This is a genomic window from Reyranella sp. (assembly GCF_004297405.1).
Taxonomy (GTDB): domain Bacteria; phylum Pseudomonadota; class Alphaproteobacteria; order Reyranellales; family Reyranellaceae; genus Reyranella.
Genome location: NZ_SCVC01000033.1, coordinates 70977 through 87568, shown reverse-complemented (window position 1 = coordinate 87568; position 16592 = coordinate 70977). Strand labels below are relative to the sequence as shown.

The following is a 16592-nucleotide window of genomic DNA, read 5'->3' as shown; positions in this document are numbered from 1 at the left end:
ATGCCTCGCGCGGGATCACAAGCGGGTGAATTCAAGTGGTTCCGCCTTGCTCATGACGCGGTACACTTGCGTCTGAAAAAGCGCAATGATGACGGTCATGCCAGACAAACACGAACCACACGACGATCACCATCACGATCACAGCTCGGAGCTTTCCGAGATGCAGCTGCGCGTACGAGCGCTGGAGACGGTGCTGACCGAGAAGGGCTATGTCGATCCCGAAGCCCTCGACCGGATCGTCGAGGCGTACGAGACGCGGATCGGCCCGCATATCGGCGCGCGGGTCGTCGCCCGCGCCTGGGCGGATCCAGCCTTCAAGCAGGCACTGCTCGCCGACGCGAGCCGGGCGATCGAAATGCTGGGGCTGGAACAGAAGGTGGGCGATCACCTGATCGCGGTGGAGAACACATCCTCGACGCACAACATGATCGTCTGCACGCTCTGCTCCTGTTACCCGTGGGACGTGCTGGGGCTGCCACCCGCCTGGTACAAGTCGACGCCCTATCGGGCGCGCACCGTGAAAGAGCCGCGCGCCGTGCTTGCCGATTTCGGCGTGACCCTGCCCGCCGACAAGACGATCCGAGTCTGGGATTCGACGGCGGAGACGCGCTTCATCGTGCTGCCGATGCGCCCTGAGGGCACTGAGGGCTGGAGCGAGGAACGGCTCGCCTCGTTAGTCACGCGGGATTCGATGATCGGCACTGGATTGGCAAAGCCGGCGAGCGAGGTTGGCGCATGAACGGCATTCACGACCTGGGCGGCATGGATGGGTTCGGCAAGGTTAAAGCCCCGCCCTCGGAACCACCGTTTCATAATGCGTGGGAGGGCCGGGCATTGGCACTGAACCGCATCATGGGCGCGACCGGCGAATGGAATATCGATGTCGGCCGCTACTGGATCGAGACCTTGCCACCCGCGGTCTATCTTACCTCTTCCTACTATAGGAAATGGATGCTGCGGCTGGAGAGGCTCTGCCTCGCGAGGGGCCTCGTCACGGAGGACGAGCTCGCTTCAGGGCATGCGTCGGGAGCGGGACGGCCGCTCAAGAAGAAGAGCGCCACAGCCGCCGAAGTGGACGGACTGCTCGTGCGCCGGAGCTACAGCCGTCCGGCAACGGCGGCGGCTCGATTCCAGGTCGGCGCGCGCGTGCGGACGAAGAACATCCATCCGGTCTCGCACACGCGCCTGCCGCGCTTCGCGCGTGGTCACACAGGTACGATCGAGCGCATCCAGGGCTGCCATGTATTTCCCGACGCCACTGTTGCCGAAGGAGTCGAAAGGCCGGAATGGCTCTACACGGTGACGTTCGAGGGAGCGGAACTGTGGGGACCCGATGCCGATCCGACGGTGCGCGTCTCGATCGAAGCCTTCGAGCCCTATCTGGAGGCGGCGTGACGGAAGACGCGAAGGCCGACGCTATCCGCGCCGCGCTGGATATTGTTCCAGGAGTCCCTTGCGAGGGCGAGGCGCCAGTGTTCGAAGAGCCATGGCAGGCACAGGCCTTCGCGATGGCGCTCACCCTGCATCAACGTGGCGTCTTCACCTGGTCGGATTGGGCGACCTTGCTGGGCGAGGAAATCCAGAAGGCTCGCGCAGTGGGCGATCCGGACGATGGCAGCACCTATTACAGGCACTGGCTCGCGACCCTCGAGCGCGTGGTTGCGCTCAAAGGTATTGCGTCTTCCGATACGCTCGACCGGTATATCCATGCTTGGGATCACGCAGCCGATCGCACGCCGCACGGGCAGGCGATCGAACTGCGGCCCGAGGATTTTCGCTGAGGCGACCGCCTTCTAGAGTCCCTGCCCGCCAGCAACGGCAATCGTCTGGCCGGTCACCCACGAGGCATGCGGCGAAGCCAGGAACAAGGCGACGTTCGCCACCTCCTCCGGCGTGCCGAAGCGGCCGAAGGGAATCGACGCCAGGGTGCCATTGTAGAGTTTCGGATTGTCCGTCTTGCGGCGATCCCACACGCCGCCCGGAAAGTCGATCGAGCCAGGCGCGATGCAGTTCACACGGACACGGTCGGCCGCATACATCGCCGCCTGGGTGACGGTGTAGTGGATGACCGCCGCCTTGATGGCGCCGTAGGGCGGCTGGCGTCCCGCGGGATGGTGTGCGGCGATGGATGAGATGTTCAGCACGCTGCCCTGCCCCTTCTTGAGAGAGGGCAGCGCTTCCTGCGTCGCATGGACGATCGACAGCATGTCCACCGCCAGATTGCTCGTCCAGCCGTGGTCATCATCCGACGAGCCGAAGGCCGAGGCGTTGTTGACCAGGAAGTCGACGCCACCCAGAGCGGCAACGGCGTCGCGCACGTAGCCGCGTACCACATCGCCTTTCGAGAGGTCGGCGCTCGCGGCATGGGCCTTGTGGCCGTGCTTGGCGATCTCGGCGCGGGTCTCCTCCAGGGCCTTGGGATCGCGGGCGCAAATCGATACCTCGCCACCGCAAGCAGCAAAGCCCAGCGCGATCGCGCGGCCGATGCCCCGGCTGCCGCCGCAGATGATGGCCTTCTTGCCCGTAAAATCGATCTTCATTGATATCACTTCCTTCAGATGGATGCGTCGTTTCGCTAGCTAACCCGAACTCGCGGCGAGACTCACGCCATCCGTCGACGATCGCATCGCCTGGCGATGGCCGCTATGGGGCGGGAGAGGACGCTCGAACTGCCGTCGCCTATTCTTTCGTCACCTCCTTCTCCCCGAGAGCAGGAACGTTCGTGTTGGAGTGATGCGTCATGGAAAAGGGATTGGGCCTGCCGGACGGCGCCTGCGATTGTCATGTCCACGTCTACGGCCCTTTCGATCGCTTTCCGCCGGTGCGCGAGGGCAAGTTCGCGCCGGCGCGCGAAACGCCTGTCGAGACGCTCCTGGCTCTCTGGGATTCGATGGGCATCGCGAAGGGCGTCATCGTCCATGCGCTGGCGGCAGGCGCCGATAATGACGTGACGCTCGATGCGCTGAAGCGCCATCCGGATCGGCTGCGCGGCGTGGCGCTGCTGAAGCCCGACGTGACCGACCGGCGGCTCGACGAGCTGACCGATGCCGGGTTTCGCGGCGTGCGGATCAATCTTCTACGACAGGACGGCAAGGCCGTGTCGTCCGGCGGGATGAGCCTGGACGATCTGCAGCCGCTGGCGCCGCGGTTGGCAGAGCGCGGCTGGCATGTCCAGCTCTGGATCGAGACCGGCGACCTTCAAGCGCTGGCGCCGGATCTGGAGAAGTTGCCCTTCGACTTCGTGATCGACCACATGGGTCGCACGATGGCCGACAAGGGTGTCGACTATCCGGGTTTCCGCGACTTCTGCGAAAAGCTGAAGACGGGACGTTACTGGTGCAAGCTCTCGGGCGCCGATCGCAACACGCGCCAGGGCTCAGGCAAGGGAGCGTCGTTCGACGATACGGCCTCCTTCATGCAGGCGCTGGTGGCGGCCAATCCCGACCGTCTGGTCTGGGGCAGTGACTGGCCTCATGTCGGCCATTCACCGGCTGAGATCCCGCAGGAAGACGACTTGCTGCGGCTGTTCTTCCGGTGTGTGCCGGACGAAGCGGTGCGCAAGAAGATCCTGGTCGACAATCCGGCGCGACTGTACGGCTTCTGACATAGCGCAACCCATCGCTGCGTCGTGTCGTTGGTTCGGCATGCACCGGCCCTCTTCCACGACCGCTCGCCTTCTTTTCGTGAGCCTCGCTTTGCTCGTGCTGTGGCCCGACGCGGCGGCGGCCGAGAGCTGCTTAGACCAGGTGCGCCAGCTCGCCGAACGCCATGGCATCGCGACCGACCCGCCGGTCGCAACGCCAGACCGCGGTGTCCCGAACCGAGGCCCCGGCACGACCACGCAGGAACTCGGGCGTTCAGGCGGCGTGATCACGCCGCCGCAGACGGAGGATCGGTCGGTCATCGCGCCGCCACCGAGCACGGACACTCGCATGCCGACGATGCCTGATGTCACACCATCGCCTGCGCCAGGGACGTCCCCCGGCACGAAGGACGGGAACAGGGAGGGCGCGTCCGACCGGACAACCTTGCAGGCACTACTGTTCGCCGCCCGAGCCGAAGCCGAGCGCGGCCGTGAAGACAGTTGCCTCGACCGATTGGCGAAAGCGCGGGAGCTGGTGCAACGGAAGTAGACGGCAAGTCGAGGCTCTTGAAACGCCCGCGCCGGCCGCCAATCATCCGGCATGCGTCCGTCGATTGTCATCGGGGTTGCGATGGTTTTGGTTGGCACGGTGGCTGAGGCGCAGGTCCAGACACAGGAGCCGCCACCACCCTCGCAGCCAGCACCGTCACCACCACCGCCTCAGGGAGCGTGGATCGCCGACTCGGGGACGCGTTGCCGCGTGTGGAATCCCACTCCCGAGGGCAAGGAAGCGATCCGCTGGGAAGGCGCCTGCCCGGGTGGCACGGCACAGGGGCCGGGCGTGCTGCAGTGGTTCAAGGACGGCCAACCGACAGATCGCTACGAAGGCGAGTTGAAGAACGGCCGGATGGAAGGGCATGGCATTTGGATCACCGCCGACGACGATCGCTACGAAGGTATGTTCCGCAACGGCTGGGCCGAAGGCCAAGGAAGCTGGCGCTATGCGACCGGCGATACCTATACCGGCGAGATGAGGAACGGTGACTACAACGGCCGTGGCGTTGCCACCTATGCCAACGGCGATCGTTACGAGGGTACCTTCAAGGACGGCGAGTACGACGGGCCTGGCGTGATGACCTACAATAACGGCCAATTGCGCGTCGACGGTGTCTACCGCCAAGGCCAGCTCATCGCCCTCACCGTCGCCACACTCGGCGACGGCAGCCGCTACCAGGGTCAATTTCCGTTCGGCCGCGGCGTACTCACCCGACCCGACGGCACGCGCTTCGAAGGATGGTTTAACGATCTCAAATTGAACCGCAGGGGCATCGCGACCTATGCCAACGGCGAACGCTACGAGGGCGACTTCCGCGACGGCGAGGAACATGGCCGCGGCACGCTGAAACTGCCGAACGGCGCGGTCTATGACGGCGAATTTTACCGTGGCAAGCCCGAAGGCATGGGCACGCTGAAGGAATCCGACGGCAAGAGCCTCACGGGCGCATGGCACGACGGCTGTTGGAGCGACGGCACGACATGGCGGGTAGTGCGCACCAGCGCAGAGGCGTGCGGCTACAAGTGATTGATCGCGCCATCGCGGAGCGAGCCGATCGGCGTTCTCGACCGCTCAGCTACTTGGCTTGGCATTCACGATGGGTGTTACGGTCGCACCATTTGCGATGGCGACGAAGCCTTCATCGGCTAGCAGCCCCCGCACCGCTCTTGCAAAGGCCTCGCGCCACAGCTCATTGACTGGGCCGGCCATGCTACTACTGATGATCGCATAGCCCTTTTGCACGCTGGTATAGACGACGCTCTTCGTTGCGTTGGAATAGACTTGCCATTCGACCGTCAGGCTCGCCTCCCCCTTGCCGGTGGTAAAGTTGCCGAACCCGGCCATGGGGAAACAGACGTTCATCTTCAGCTTGGTTACGACACCGGCGATACGGAAATCGGCCGCAATATCCTTCTTGTCCGTGAACAGATCACCGCCGCCGACCGTCCTGGCAATCCGGTAGCCGGCTCGCGCAAACTCCTCCTGAAAGGCGTTTTCAAAAGCCTGATTCGTTGCAGCATACTGTTCCGACTGCGCGTGTCCTTGGGCGTGCGGCACACAGGCTAGGCCTCCCTGCACCGTCACCACCCCTTCACCACGCTCGCCGCGCACGATGGCTCGCTCATATACAAACGACTTTGTTTGTGCGAACGACTCGGCCATCTTCGGGTCTACTTCGGGAACCCGCTCTATCTGTTGCATTGGCGCGCAGGCGCCCATCAGTATCAATGATACTGCTACAAGTAGAACTTTCATTAGATCTCCCCCCACTTGGTTGAAGATCACCTCTTTCAAGCAACTACGTCAAGATCCTTGTGTGAAATGACGCAGTTTGCCCCGAAGAACTCATCGTTCATAAACTGCTTCTGCATTTGCGAGCGACACATACCCCCTTTGGAGGAAACGAGATCATGAGTACGTCGGACATCGCCTACGCGTCGATCCTGCCGGAAGGCTGGCCGCGGCCGCGCGGCTTCTCGCATGCTGTCGTCGCTGCTGGAACGAAGAGCGTGCGCATCGCGGGACAGATCGGCAAAGAGCCGGGACAGGCGCATATTCCGCAGGGAACCGATGCCGGCACGCAGTGGCGACTGGCGCTCGGCAATGTCGTCACCGTATTGAAGGCCGCAGGCGGTGAGCCGCGTCATCTGGTGGCGTTACGCGCTTACGTCACCGACATTGCGGAGTTCAACGCCGCCGGCAAGGCGGTTGGCGAAGCCTGGGCTGCAACGCTCGGCAAACACTTCCCGGCGATGACCCTCGTGCAGATATCGGCACTGATCGATCCGAACGCCAAGGTCGAGATCGAAGCCGACGCGATCCTGCCGTAGGAGTGGCCGAGGTCAGCGCAAGGCCGCACGCACGGCCTTGCGTAGAGGCGGCAGCACTTCCGCTTCGAACCAGGGATTGCGCGTCATCCAGATGCCGCTGCGCCATGAAGGATGCGGCAATGGAAAGACCGATGGCCCGTGCGATCTGAAATCCCTCACCGCCTCGGTGAGGTTTTGCCTGCCCTTGATCTTGGTGAGATAGCGCGCCTGGGCGTAGCTGCCGACCAACAGGACGAGCCGCTTCTCGACCAGAAGATCAAGGACGCGGTCGTGCCATTGCGGTGCGCATTCAGGGCGCGGCGGAAGATCACCGCTCTTGCCCTTGCCGGGATAGCAAAAGCCCATCGGCACGAGTGCAACCTTCTGCGGATCGTAGAATTCGGCGGCGCTGAGGCCCGTCCAGTCGCGCAACCGATCGCCGCTCGCATCCTGCCAGGGCACTCCGCTTTCGTGCACTTTTGCCCCTGGTGCCTGCCCGACAATGATCAGGCGCGAATTTTTGGCGAACTGGACGACGGGATTCGGACCATTCTCCAAAGCCTGCGCACAGATCGTGCAGGCGCGAATACTGCGCAACAAAGACGGGACAGTATCGACCATTTCAACCAGAATAGCCGATGTGGGGTACGAATGTTTCGGCGAAGGGTGACGTGGACGATCCCGCCCGGAAGTTCAAGGGTTTGATGTTGCCACGCAGGTAGCGTAGCACCAGATAAGGATCAGCCGGCAGGGTGACAGCGTTGCCCTTCCGAGCAGGAGGATAGACCATGGACACAGTGTCGGAGCGGGTCAGCCGCGTCATGGCGGCGAAATTCCAGATCGACGCCGAAAAGATCACCGAGGCCGCCCGGATGGATGAACTGGGAGTCACCAGCATCGACGTCGTCGAGACGATCATGTCGCTGGAAGATGAGTTCGACGTCGAAATTCCCGATGCGGCTGCAGAGAAGTTCGAGACCGTCGGCGATGTCGTCGCCTTTCTCGCGACTCACAATCGAGCCGACAAGCCTAGCGGCGTGCAAAAATAACTGCTCTTACGGCGTCATCAGGGCCAGCGATCTCGCCCTGGCGCAACACGATGTTCGAGCGTCGTTCGGACGGCGACCGCCAAGCGTAGGCCGTCATCGCCTCGGGATGTCCGGAGAGATCGAACACATGGACGATCCGCTCCTCGACGATCTCTCCCTTCAGCAATTCCCAGACGACAACCGACTCGACGAATCGAGCCGCACAACCCTGTCGGGCTTCGACGGCATGCTGCAGGCTATTGATCGTAAGCGCTTCGGTGGCGAAGGCGGGTTCAGGTAGCGCACCGTGCGGACCATCTGGAGGCATGGGCTACTCTCCTAGCTGCGCAGGTCTTCGACGGAGGACGATACGACTCGGCAACGCTTCGGTCTCCTCAGATCAATCATAGGACACAATACCGTAGAGATAAATGCGGACGGCCCTCTTTGTGAATGCAGACCTGCCGGTCGCTGACGAAGACCAGATCCTTCTCCCTCACACATCCCCCATCTGGGGGATGTGCGCGCAGACCTCACAAGCAATGCATATATGCTTGCGATGCATTCTAAAAAGATAGGTGGCGACTCGATCCTCGTCAGATGATTTTCCGGGCTCGCAGATCAGCGAGTTCGGCTGCGCTGTAACCCAGCTCGCCCAGCACCGCATCGTTGTGCTCGCCCAATTCCGGCGCAATGCCAGGCTTGGCCGGCGTCTCGGAGAACTGCCACGGCGTGCCATGCACCTTGAGGCGGCCATGCTTGGGATGCACGACATGGGTGACATAACCATTGGCGACGGCGTCGGGATCGTTCGACGCCTCGAGCAGCGTGTTGATCGGTGCGGAAACGATGTCGGCACCGCGCAGCCTCGCCACCCAATCCTCACGCGTGCCAGTGGCAAAGAGATCATCGAGCAACGCAAGCAATTCGGCACGCTTGCCGACATCTTCAATGATGATGCCGAGCTTCTCGAAACCTGCGGCCTTCAGCCGATCATAGAAGCCGAGCGATGTCATTGCATCCTGCCAGTCTTCCGGACCGACGAGCTGAAAAACCAGCGGCTTGCCGTCGCGATCATTGAAGCTGGCGCTGATGCCGGGCCGCTCCACTGTCCCCGTGATACGCGCCTGGCCGGTGATGGGATCCTGATTGCGCCACATCGCGGTCGTGAGTGTCCAGCCCATCAACCGAATCTGGCCACCCAACAGCGACAGATCGATCTTCTGGCCGATGCCCGTGGTGCGCGCATAGGTGAGCGCCGCCAGCGCCCCGCCAAAGGCCAGGAAAGCACAGGTCTCGTCCGCGACCGAAACCACACCAGTGAGCATCTTCTGTCCGGGCATGGAGTAGGCCTCGGCGATGCCGCCCAGAGCCTGTGCCATCGAATCGGTGCCTGGCAGATGGGCATGCGGTCCCTTGGGGCCGTAACCCGAAATCGAGACATACACGAGCTTCGGATTGACCTTGCGCAGCTCTTCCCAGTCGAAACCGTTCTTCTCGGCGGCGCCGGGTCGGAAGTTCTGGCTGAAAATATCGGCCCGCGCGGCAAGCTTGTGCAGGATTGCGCGGCCCTCGGCGGACTTGAGATTCAACGTCACGCTCTTCACGCCGCGATTGTTGGTTTCGAAGAAGGTGCTGCCCATGCCCGGCAGCACGGTCATACGCCGCGAGGAATCACCACCGCTGGGTGTCTCGATCTTGATTACGTCGGCACCAAGATCGGCCATCAGCATCCACGGCACAGTGCCGGCCTGCGCGGTCGAACAGGAGACGACCCGGACACCCTGCAGCGGGCCGTGCGGCGATTGAGACATGAACGAAACTCCCTTGCTCTCTTCCCCGTATGGCCGGGGTTGAGAGAAGGAACCACTGGAATTTTCCATGGGAGGTGATTGTCGGGAACGCGTCTCTCTCGCGCGTGCCGCAATTCGATTGAACGTTTCATTTAATGCAACGGGCGGCCCTGCCACCTTCGGACAGGTCCTCAACCGACAGGTTTTCCATGCCCGCGCCCGCTTCCGCTTTTACTCGCCGCCGCTTCGCCACGCTGCTTTCGGGCGTTGCAGCGATGTCTCCGTTCGTGGTTCGCGCCCAGGACGCGGGGCGGCCGCTGCGAATCATCGTGCCCTGGCCGGCGGGCGGTGGCGTCGACACGTTCGCGCGCGTCATCCAGGCGCCACTCAGCGCGCAGCTCGGCCAGACCATCCTGATCGACAATATCGGCGGCGGCTCAGGCCGGGTCGGCACGCAGACAGCATCTCGCGCCCAGCCAGACGGCAATACGGTTCTTCTGGCCAACGACACGCTCGCCGCCACCGAGGCATTGCCGATTCCTGGTACGGCCTCGGTGCGTTCGGCCTTTACGCCGGTCACGTTGGCAGCCTCCGCCCCTCAGGGCGTGTTCACTCATCCGCGTTCCGGCCTCAAGACGCTCGCGGACTATGTGGCGGCAGCCAAAGCGCGGCCAGGAGCGCTCAATGTCGGCATCCCGGGCATCGCGAGCTCTCAGCATCTTACAAGTGAGTTGCTGCTGCGCGCCGCAGGCAACGCCACGGTGGCGCATGTGCCCTATCGCGGTGGTGGACCGCTGATCCAGGACCTGATTGCCGGCAACATCGATGCCGGTGTCGTCACCTTCGCCGCGGCGGCCCAACAGGCGGCAGCCGGACAGTTGATCGCACTCGGCGTCACGACGGCTGCGCGAGCGGTTGCGTTTCCTACGGTGCCGACAGCCGCGGAGACGGTCGCGCCGGGTTTCGTGCAGACAACTTGGATGGGTGTGCTGGCGCCCAAAGGCACACCGGACACCACGCGTGCTCGTTTCCATACGGCTCTACTGGCCGTCCTGAAGGATCCCGCCGTGATCAATCGCCTTCAGACTCTGGGTTTCGATGCGGTCGGTCTCGATGGACCTGATTTTGCGAAGCTTTTCGAGCAAACAATTACGACCTTCGCCGGCATCGCGGCCGAACGTGGAATCAACGCTGAGAGCTGATGTTCAGCCCTCAGCGTTCTCCCAGATCAGCTAGTAGCCTCGATAATAGTAGTCATTGCGCGGGGTCGTCGCCGCGCCGATCGCAGCACCGCCCAAGCCGCCGACCACGGCACCGGCAATCGGCGCGCCCATCGTGGAGCCCACCACCGCACCCGTACCGGCGCCGATTGCGCCGCCCGTTAGAGCGCGATCCGTTGGATTGTTACCGCACGCAGCCAAGGTTCCCGCAAACGCAGCAAGAACAGCAAATTTCGCAACATGCACCATTGAAGCCTCCGTTCGTCGGTTAAAGAACGGCCTACTAGGTGCCGGGTTGCTATCGTTCTGCGCCGGATCGTGACCATATGGAGGCGCCTTCTCGGGACATCTCTCGTTACAGGACGGCCAACTCGAGTTCTGCCAGCCGCAGCGGATCGGCAATGGCTTCGACTTCGACGATAAGTCCGTCGACGATTCTGGCGCGCAGCACGAGCAGGAGCTTGCCGTTCGGGGCGACAACGACCCCCGGCGCACCATCGACCAGCGCCACTTGCGCGTTGCGGGCACGGCCCTTGAAGGAGCGGGCGACGGCATCCGCACCGCGCATCTCCGGCGCCGTGCCGAGCTTCACGGCAGCGCCATCGGCACGCACCACCACATCGGGATCCAGCACCGCGAGCAACCCTTCGAGATCGCCGCCGCGCGATGCTGCGAGGAAGGCCTCAACGACGCTGCGCTGACGGCCAAGATCGTCCTCGGGCAAACTGGGTTGGCCTTGCACACGGCGGCGGGCGCGGCTCGCGAGCTGGCGCGTGGCAACCGGCGTGCGGCCGACCACTTCTGCGATCTCATCGAAGGAGAGGTCGAACATGTCGTGCAGCACGAAGGCGACACGCTCGGCGGGTGCGAGGGTCTGCAGGACGACCAACAATGCCAGCCCGACCGAGTCGGCAAGCAGTGCTTCCTGTTCAGGGTCGATCGCGCCATGGACGGCGGCTGCCGCCACAGGCTTCTCTTCACCACCTTTTTCGTCGGGCACTTCCAGCGGCTCTTCGCGCCGCGCTTTCCGGGAGCGCAGCATGTCCAGGCAGACGCGGGCCACCACCGTGGTTAGCCAGCCCGAGAGGTTGTCGACATCATCGGCACCGGCACGGCTCAGCCGAAGCCAGGCTTCCTGCACAGCATCCTCGGCCTCGGCCGGCGAACCCAGCATGCGGTAGGCAACACGGTAGAGATGCTTGCGATTGGCTTCGAAGCGGTCGCCGAGAATTTTCTGCTCGTCCATGGTCACACTTTCCTCTGCCGGTCCGTCAAAGCCCTGACGAACGAAACCCGGCCGATGTGACACGTGATGTGTCGACGGCCGGGCGACGGAAACGTTGAGACCGCATCAGGAGATTCATCATGCAAGCACGAATGAAGCACCCCGCCATGGTCGTTCCCGGCGCCATGCAGGCGCTGATGGCGTTGAACGAGAGCTCGATCAAGGCCGGCCTGCCCAAGCAGATCATCGACATGGTCCATTTGCGGGCCAGCCAGATCAACGGCTGCAGCCTGTGCGTGGCCATGCACGCCAACGACCTGAAGAAGGGCGGCGAAACGGACGAACGGCTGTACACCGTGGCGGCCTGGCGGGAGGCGCCATGGTTCAGCGGACCGGAGCGGGCGGCGCTGGCGCTCACCGAGTCGGTAACGCGGCTCAGCGATCGGACCGACGCGGTGCCGGACGATGTCTGGAGGGAAGCGACCCGGCACTATGATGAACGAGCTCTGTCGGCCCTCTTGCTTGCTATTTCCACTATAAATATGTGGAATAGGCTAAATGCGGCAACCCACCAGGTGGCCGGCTCGATCAAGGCTTAACTCCTTCGGCCCTCTTGCCTGGCACGCTTCCTGCTGTCTTAACTTGTATAGACAAGCAGAAGGGGGATGCGTGGGCGGGGAGCGAGCATTTTCTGAGCAGGGCGGCGCCACGGCTGCCTACCAGGCCGATGGCGCCATTGTGCTGCGCGGGGTCTTCAAGGATTGGGTCGAGCCCCTACGGGCCGGTATCGACGCCCTCATGGCCAATCCCAGCCCGCTGGAACGGACGGTCCGGCCGGCAGACGGCTCCGCCCCCTTCTTCCAGGACCTGTGCAACTGGCAGCGCATCCGTGAATTCGAAGCCTTCGTAATGAAGTCGCCGGCAGCGGAAATCGCGGCCGGATTGATGGGCTCCAGGACCGCACGCTTCTTCCACGACCATGTGCTCGTAAAGCAGCCAGGCGGTAGCACCGTGACGCCGTGGCATCAGGACCAGCCCTACTACTGCGTCGAGGGCCAGCAGAGCGTGAGCTTCTGGATTCCGCTCGATCCCGTGCCGCGCGACGTGGTGATGGAATGCGTGCGCGGCTCTCATCGCTGGGGCAAGGGCTTCCGCCCGATGCGCTTCGACGGCACCCGCCTCTACGCCAACGACGATTTCGAGGTCATGCCGGATATCGAGGCCAAGCGTGGCGAACTCGATATCGTCGGCTGGGACATGGAGCCGGGTGACGCCATCGCCTTCAGCTTCCGCACGGTGCACGGCGCGCCGGCCAATCATTCGCCGCGGATACGCCGTGTCTTCTCGGCGCGCTGGGTCGGCGACGATGCCGTCTATGCCCAACGCGCGGGCAAGGGTTCGCCGCCTTTCACCGGCCTCACCATGAAGGACGGCGATCCCTTCGATGCGCCGATCTTCCCCGTCGTCTATCGTTCGTAATCGTTCAGCCCCATCGGCCAATAAAGGGAGCCTTCCATGTCGAGATCCTTCAGGACCTTCTTCACTGCGCTCGCAGTCCTCGCCGGCAGCACGGCGCTCGCTCAGGCGCAGGAGACAAAAGTTGCCATCGGCATTTCCGGTTGGACCGGCTTTGCGCCGCTGACGCTGGCCAAGGAGGCCGGCATCTTCAAGGCGAACGGGCTCGACGTCTCCATCAAGAAGATCCCGCAGAAGGACCGCCACCTCGCCATCGCGTCGGGTGACATCCAATGCGCGGCCACCACGGTCGAGACCTGGATCGTGTGGAACGCCAACGGCATCGCCACCACACAGCTCTTCAAGATGGACCAGGGTATGGGCTCGGACGGCATCGTCGCGCGCAACACCATCTCCAAGGTTGCCGACCTCAAGGGCAAGACGGTGGCGGCCTCCGCGCCGGGCACCAACCCGCACTTCACCCTGGCCTGGATCCTGAAGAAGAACGGGCTCACCTTGAAGGACGTCAACCTCGTCACACTCGAGCCCGCGCCCGCGGCCAATGCCTTCGTGGCCGGCACCGGCAGCCTCGATGCCGCCGTAACGTACGAGCCCTACCTCAGCCTGGTCCGCGACAAGCCCGAGTCGGGCAAGCTGATCGCCGATTCGCTGCAGTACCCGATGGTGTTCGACACGTTCGGCTGCACGCCGAAGTTCATCAAGGAAAACCCCAAGGCCGCCAAGGCGCTGACCGAGAGCTACTTCCAGGCTCTCGAGATGATCAACAAGGATCCGAAGAAGGCCTTCACGATCATGGGCGCCGACGTCAAGCAGACGGCAGAGCAGTTCGAGAAGTCGCAGTCCAAGATCAAGTGGGCCGACCGCGAAGCCAACAAGAAGTTCTTCAACGGCGAGATCCAGGCTTTCAACAAGGAAGCCGCCGAACTGCTCCTCGAGATCGGCGTTATCAAGGCCAAGCCGGCCAATCTCGACACGCTGTTCGACACGACGTTCCTGAACTGACGCCTTCCCCGGGAGCGCGCCTCCGAAAGGCACGCTCCCGGCCTCAAGCCAAGAAAAGCGACCTATGAAACTGCTTGTTCCTGTCAGCCGGGAGAAAAGAACTCTCCTCGGCGTGGCCTTCTTCGTCGGCTTCGTGGGCCTGTGGGCGCTCATCACCTGGAGCGGCGCGGTCCCGAAGCACTTCCTCGCTTCGCCTTGGCAGACGCTGCTGTCCGGCTGGGATCTCTTTGCAACACAGGGATTCAGCTTCGACGTCGGCATGACGATCTGGCGCGTGGTTGGCGGCTTCCTATTCGCCGCCGTCATTGCCGTGCCGCTGGGCATCGCCATGGGCACCTACAAGCCGATCGAAGCCTTCTTCGAGCCTTTCGTTTCCTTTGCCCGCTACCTGCCGGCCTCGGCCTTCATCCCGCTCCTGATCCTGTGGGTCGGCATCGGCGAGGCACAAAAGCTCACCGTCATCTTCATCGGCTGCTTCTTCCAGCTCACCCTGATGATCACCATGATCGTGAGCGCCACGCGCCGCGACCTGATCGAGGCGGCCTATACACTGGGCTGCAAGGACACCGCCGCCATCCGCCGCGTCGTGCTGCCGGGCGCGGCCCCCGAGATCGCCGAAGCGCTGCGCCAGGTGCTGGGACTCGGCTGGACCTACATCATCGTCGCCGAGCTGATCGGCGCCTCTTCCGGCATCGGCCACATGATCACCGACAGCCAGGCGCTGATGGCGACGGACCACATCATCGCCGGCATTGTCGTCATCGGCCTCGTCGGCCTGGTTTCCGACCTGATGTTCAAGTGGGTCAACCAGCGCCTCTTCGCCTGGAGCTTCCAGCGATGAGCCGGCTGTCGATCCGCGGCGTCGGCAAGACCTTCGCCAGCAACCGTCGTGGCGTGCCGCCGACCCAGGCCCTGCAGCCGGTCTCGCTCGAAGTCGGCGACAACGACTTCATCACCGTGCTGGGCCCTTCGGGCTGCGGGAAGTCCACCCTGCTCCGCCTCGTCGCCGGCCTGGAGACGCCGACAACCGGCGAGATCCTGCTCGACGGCGTGCCGATCGCCGGGCCGGGCGCCGACCGTGGCGTGGTGTTCCAGAGTTACACGCTGTTTCCCTGGCTGACGGTGCAGGAAAACATCTGCTTCGGCCTGCGCGAGAAGAACATGCCGGCGGCGGAACAGCGTGAGATCAGCGAGCGCTTCATCGCGCAGGTCGGCTTGCGCGGCTTCGAGAAGCATTATCCCAAGCAGCTCTCCGGCGGCATGCAGCAGCGCGTGGCGATCGCCCGGGCGCTGGCCAACGATCCCAAGATCCTGCTGCTCGACGAGCCGTTCGGCGCGCTCGACAACCAGACGCGCGTACTGATGCAGGAGCTGCTGCTCGGCATCTGGGAACAGGCGCAGAAGACGGTGATGTTCGTCACCCACGATATCGACGAGGCGATCTTCATGGCGAGCCGCGTCGTGGTGATGAGCGCACGGCCCGGCCGTATCAAGGCCGAGGTGGAAGCCGACTTCCCGCATCCGCGGCATTACACGATCAAGACTTCCTCAGAGTTCATGGCGTTGAAGGCGCGGCTCACCGAAGAGATTCGCGTCGAAGCCATGGCGGCCGACCACTAGGGGAGCGCATGGAACCGACGGCGCGCTATCAGCAGGTCGAGGACTATATCGTCCGGCGCATCCAGGACGGCTCCTGGCCGCCTGGCCATCGCCTGCCGTCGGAACACGAGCTGGTACAGCAGTTCGGCATGTCGCGCATGACCGTCAACCGGGCGCTGCGCGACCTCATGCAGAAGGGCCGCATCGTGCGTGTCGCCGGTGTCGGCAGTTTCGTCGCCCAGGACAAACCGCAATTGACACTGCTGCAGATCGCCAGCATCGGCCGTGAAGTCCGCCAGCGCGGCCATGACTATCGCTGCGCCCCGCTCGCAGCCGATCGGGTCGCCGCACCTCCCGATGTTGCCGCCTGGCTCGGCCTCCGGTCTGGCGCATCGGTCTTTCATTCAGTGTGCCTTCACCTCGAAAACGAGGTTCCGGTGCAGCTCGAGGATCGCTACGTCAACCCGAGCGTCGTGCCGAACTTCCTGGATCAGGATTTCAGCACCATGCCGCCGGGCGACTATCTGGTGCAGAACGTGCCATTCGACGAGATCGAGCATGTCGTCGATGCTGTTCTGCCGACCGACGAACAGGCAACGCATCTGCAGATCACAGTGCCTGAGCCTTGCCTGCTGCTGACGCGTCGCACGTGGACCCGCACTACGCCGGTCACGATGGTGCGCTGCCTGCACCCATCGTCCCGCTATCGCCTCGGCAGCCGCTTCGACGCCATCGGCAATCAGCGTTTCGGCTGATCCGGCCGGCGACCCACCTTCCCGACCGCACACCTCTCCGATAACG

Annotated in this window: 22 protein-coding genes; 15 read left to right on the top strand and 7 right to left on the bottom strand. The window is 63.5% G+C overall.

The genetic code is table 11. From position 1 onward, the window contains the following. Positions 1–97 precede the first annotated feature (97 nt). The 3 genes from nthA to EPO50_RS22150 are packed head-to-tail and all read left to right on the top strand — an operon-like array spanning position 98 to position 1781. Positions 98–739: a nitrile hydratase subunit alpha gene (nthA, locus tag EPO50_RS22160; RefSeq protein ID WP_296347568.1), complete on the top strand. Its 642-nt coding sequence runs from the start codon at positions 98–100 to the stop codon at positions 737–739. Then, entirely contained in the window at positions 736–1395 is a 660-nt protein-coding gene (nthB, locus tag EPO50_RS22155; protein WP_296347566.1) for a nitrile hydratase subunit beta, read from the top strand. The genes nthA and nthB overlap by 4 nt, the downstream gene beginning before the upstream one ends. Next, entirely contained in the window at positions 1392–1781 is a 390-nt protein-coding gene (locus tag EPO50_RS22150) for a nitrile hydratase accessory protein (RefSeq protein WP_296347564.1), read from the top strand. The genes nthB and EPO50_RS22150 overlap by 4 nt, the downstream gene beginning before the upstream one ends. Before the next feature lie 12 nt (positions 1782–1793). On the opposite strand, the gene EPO50_RS22145 is transcribed toward EPO50_RS22150, so the two are convergent. Further along, positions 1794–2540, bottom strand: coding sequence for an SDR family oxidoreductase (locus EPO50_RS22145; protein ID WP_296347562.1), 747 nt, complete (start codon positions 2538–2540; stop codon positions 1794–1796). A 200-nt stretch (positions 2541–2740) separates the two neighbouring features. Between EPO50_RS22145 and EPO50_RS22140 the strand changes: the two genes are divergently transcribed. From EPO50_RS22140 to EPO50_RS22130, 3 genes are all read left to right on the top strand, one after another. Further along, complete coding sequence (locus EPO50_RS22140) at positions 2741–3604, top strand: amidohydrolase (RefSeq protein ID WP_296347560.1); 864 nt, start codon at positions 2741–2743, stop codon at positions 3602–3604. 79 nt (positions 3605–3683) lie between these two features. Next, positions 3684–4133 (top strand): hypothetical protein, encoded by a 450-nt coding sequence (locus tag EPO50_RS22135; protein ID WP_296347559.1) that lies wholly within the window; start codon positions 3684–3686, stop codon positions 4131–4133. Between the two features lie 51 nt (positions 4134–4184). After that, positions 4185–5165, top strand: a complete 981-nt coding sequence (locus EPO50_RS22130; RefSeq protein ID WP_296347557.1) for a hypothetical protein — start codon at positions 4185–4187, stop codon at positions 5163–5165. Between the two features lie 45 nt (positions 5166–5210). Here the strand turns inward: EPO50_RS22130 and EPO50_RS22125 are convergent, their stop codons facing one another. After that, positions 5211–5894 (bottom strand): hypothetical protein, encoded by a 684-nt coding sequence (locus EPO50_RS22125; protein WP_296347555.1) that lies wholly within the window; start codon positions 5892–5894, stop codon positions 5211–5213. A 155-nt stretch (positions 5895–6049) separates the two neighbouring features. Here EPO50_RS22125 and EPO50_RS22120 point away from each other — a divergent pair, with 155 nt between their 5' ends. Next, positions 6050–6469 (top strand): RidA family protein, encoded by a 420-nt coding sequence (locus EPO50_RS22120; RefSeq protein ID WP_296347553.1) that lies wholly within the window; start codon positions 6050–6052, stop codon positions 6467–6469. Positions 6470–6481: 12 nt separating this feature from the next. On the opposite strand, the gene EPO50_RS22115 is transcribed toward EPO50_RS22120, so the two are convergent. Next, positions 6482–7069, bottom strand: coding sequence for a uracil-DNA glycosylase family protein (locus EPO50_RS22115; RefSeq protein ID WP_296347552.1), 588 nt, complete (start codon positions 7067–7069; stop codon positions 6482–6484). A 167-nt stretch (positions 7070–7236) separates the two neighbouring features. Between EPO50_RS22115 and acpP the strand changes: the two genes are divergently transcribed. Then, positions 7237–7497 (top strand): acyl carrier protein, encoded by a 261-nt coding sequence (acpP, locus tag EPO50_RS22110; RefSeq protein ID WP_296347549.1) that lies wholly within the window; start codon positions 7237–7239, stop codon positions 7495–7497. Here the strand turns inward: acpP and EPO50_RS22105 are convergent. Both EPO50_RS22105 and EPO50_RS22100 read right to left on the bottom strand, forming a co-directional pair. Continuing rightward, on the bottom strand, positions 7478–7804 hold the full coding sequence (locus tag EPO50_RS22105; RefSeq protein ID WP_296347547.1) for a hypothetical protein: 327 nt from the start codon (positions 7802–7804) through the stop codon (positions 7478–7480). The genes acpP and EPO50_RS22105 overlap by 20 nt on opposite strands. A gap of 268 nt (positions 7805–8072) precedes the next feature. Beyond that, positions 8073–9290, bottom strand: a complete 1218-nt coding sequence (locus EPO50_RS22100) for a CaiB/BaiF CoA-transferase family protein (RefSeq protein WP_296347545.1) — start codon at positions 9288–9290, stop codon at positions 8073–8075. A 254-nt stretch (positions 9291–9544) separates the two neighbouring features. Here EPO50_RS22100 and EPO50_RS22095 point away from each other — a divergent pair, with 254 nt between their 5' ends. Next, a complete protein-coding gene (locus tag EPO50_RS22095; RefSeq protein ID WP_296347543.1) occupies positions 9545–10471 on the top strand; it encodes a tripartite tricarboxylate transporter substrate binding protein in 927 nt (308 codons plus the stop codon). Positions 10472–10501: 30 nt separating this feature from the next. Here EPO50_RS22095 and EPO50_RS22090 read toward each other — a convergent pair whose 3' ends face one another. Both EPO50_RS22090 and EPO50_RS22085 read right to left on the bottom strand, forming a co-directional pair. Then, complete coding sequence (locus EPO50_RS22090; RefSeq protein ID WP_296347541.1) at positions 10502–10738, bottom strand: bacteriocin; 237 nt, start codon at positions 10736–10738, stop codon at positions 10502–10504. 106 nt (positions 10739–10844) lie between these two features. Continuing rightward, positions 10845–11735 carry a sigma-70 family RNA polymerase sigma factor gene (locus EPO50_RS22085; RefSeq protein ID WP_296347540.1) on the bottom strand — a complete coding sequence of 297 codons (891 nt, stop codon included), beginning with the start codon at positions 11733–11735 and terminating at the stop codon, positions 10845–10847. Between the two features lie 119 nt (positions 11736–11854). Here EPO50_RS22085 and EPO50_RS22080 point away from each other — a divergent pair, with 119 nt between their 5' ends. The 6 genes from EPO50_RS22080 (at position 11855) to hutC (ending at position 16546) form a co-directional block, all read left to right on the top strand. Beyond that, positions 11855–12313, top strand: a complete 459-nt coding sequence (locus tag EPO50_RS22080; protein ID WP_296347537.1) for a carboxymuconolactone decarboxylase family protein — start codon at positions 11855–11857, stop codon at positions 12311–12313. Between the two features lie 70 nt (positions 12314–12383). Beyond that, positions 12384–13193 carry a phytanoyl-CoA dioxygenase family protein gene (locus EPO50_RS22075; RefSeq protein WP_296347535.1) on the top strand — a complete coding sequence of 270 codons (810 nt, stop codon included), beginning with the start codon at positions 12384–12386 and terminating at the stop codon, positions 13191–13193. A 36-nt stretch (positions 13194–13229) separates the two neighbouring features. Beyond that, positions 13230–14192: an ABC transporter substrate-binding protein gene (locus EPO50_RS22070; protein WP_296347533.1), complete on the top strand. Its 963-nt coding sequence runs from the start codon at positions 13230–13232 to the stop codon at positions 14190–14192. A 64-nt stretch (positions 14193–14256) separates the two neighbouring features. Beyond that, positions 14257–15033 carry an ABC transporter permease gene (locus tag EPO50_RS22065; protein WP_043283530.1) on the top strand — a complete coding sequence of 259 codons (777 nt, stop codon included), beginning with the start codon at positions 14257–14259 and terminating at the stop codon, positions 15031–15033. Next, positions 15030–15812 (top strand): ABC transporter ATP-binding protein, encoded by a 783-nt coding sequence (locus tag EPO50_RS22060; protein ID WP_296347529.1) that lies wholly within the window; start codon positions 15030–15032, stop codon positions 15810–15812. The genes EPO50_RS22065 and EPO50_RS22060 overlap by 4 nt, the downstream gene beginning before the upstream one ends. A gap of 8 nt (positions 15813–15820) precedes the next feature. Beyond that, a complete protein-coding gene (gene hutC, locus EPO50_RS22055) occupies positions 15821–16546 on the top strand; it encodes a histidine utilization repressor (RefSeq protein WP_296347527.1) in 726 nt (241 codons plus the stop codon). Positions 16547–16592: the final 46 nt, after the last annotated feature.

Bases quoted from the DNA above. Each gene is read 5' to 3' on its own strand.
- EPO50_RS22085 (WP_296347540.1), bottom strand. From the start codon at position 11,735: ATGGACGAGCAGAAAATTCTCGGCGACCGCTTCGAAGCCAATCGCAAG.
- EPO50_RS22130 (WP_296347557.1), top strand. From the start codon at position 4,185: ATGCGTCCGTCGATTGTCATCGGGGTTGCGATGGTTTTGGTTGGCACG.
- EPO50_RS22145 (WP_296347562.1), bottom strand. From the start codon at position 2,540: ATGAAGATCGATTTTACGGGCAAGAAGGCCATCATCTGCGGCGGCAGC.
- hutC (WP_296347527.1), top strand. From the start codon at position 15,821: ATGGAACCGACGGCGCGCTATCAGCAGGTCGAGGACTATATCGTCCGG.
- EPO50_RS22120 (WP_296347553.1), top strand. From the start codon at position 6,050: ATGAGTACGTCGGACATCGCCTACGCGTCGATCCTGCCGGAAGGCTGG.
- EPO50_RS22095 (WP_296347543.1), top strand. From the start codon at position 9,545: ATGTCTCCGTTCGTGGTTCGCGCCCAGGACGCGGGGCGGCCGCTGCGA.
- nthB (WP_296347566.1), top strand. From the start codon at position 736: ATGAACGGCATTCACGACCTGGGCGGCATGGATGGGTTCGGCAAGGTT.
- EPO50_RS22090 (WP_296347541.1), bottom strand. From the start codon at position 10,738: ATGGTGCATGTTGCGAAATTTGCTGTTCTTGCTGCGTTTGCGGGAACC.
- nthA (WP_296347568.1), top strand. From the start codon at position 98: ATGCCAGACAAACACGAACCACACGACGATCACCATCACGATCACAGC.
- EPO50_RS22140 (WP_296347560.1), top strand. From the start codon at position 2,741: ATGGAAAAGGGATTGGGCCTGCCGGACGGCGCCTGCGATTGTCATGTC.
- EPO50_RS22080 (WP_296347537.1), top strand. From the start codon at position 11,855: ATGCAAGCACGAATGAAGCACCCCGCCATGGTCGTTCCCGGCGCCATG.
- EPO50_RS22065 (WP_043283530.1), top strand. From the start codon at position 14,257: ATGAAACTGCTTGTTCCTGTCAGCCGGGAGAAAAGAACTCTCCTCGGC.
- acpP (WP_296347549.1), top strand. From the start codon at position 7,237: ATGGACACAGTGTCGGAGCGGGTCAGCCGCGTCATGGCGGCGAAATTC.
- EPO50_RS22105 (WP_296347547.1), bottom strand. From the start codon at position 7,804: ATGCCTCCAGATGGTCCGCACGGTGCGCTACCTGAACCCGCCTTCGCC.
- EPO50_RS22100 (WP_296347545.1), bottom strand. From the start codon at position 9,290: ATGTCTCAATCGCCGCACGGCCCGCTGCAGGGTGTCCGGGTCGTCTCC.
- EPO50_RS22115 (WP_296347552.1), bottom strand. From the start codon at position 7,069: ATGGTCGATACTGTCCCGTCTTTGTTGCGCAGTATTCGCGCCTGCACG.
- EPO50_RS22070 (WP_296347533.1), top strand. From the start codon at position 13,230: ATGTCGAGATCCTTCAGGACCTTCTTCACTGCGCTCGCAGTCCTCGCC.
- EPO50_RS22060 (WP_296347529.1), top strand. From the start codon at position 15,030: ATGAGCCGGCTGTCGATCCGCGGCGTCGGCAAGACCTTCGCCAGCAAC.
- EPO50_RS22125 (WP_296347555.1), bottom strand. From the start codon at position 5,894: ATGAAAGTTCTACTTGTAGCAGTATCATTGATACTGATGGGCGCCTGC.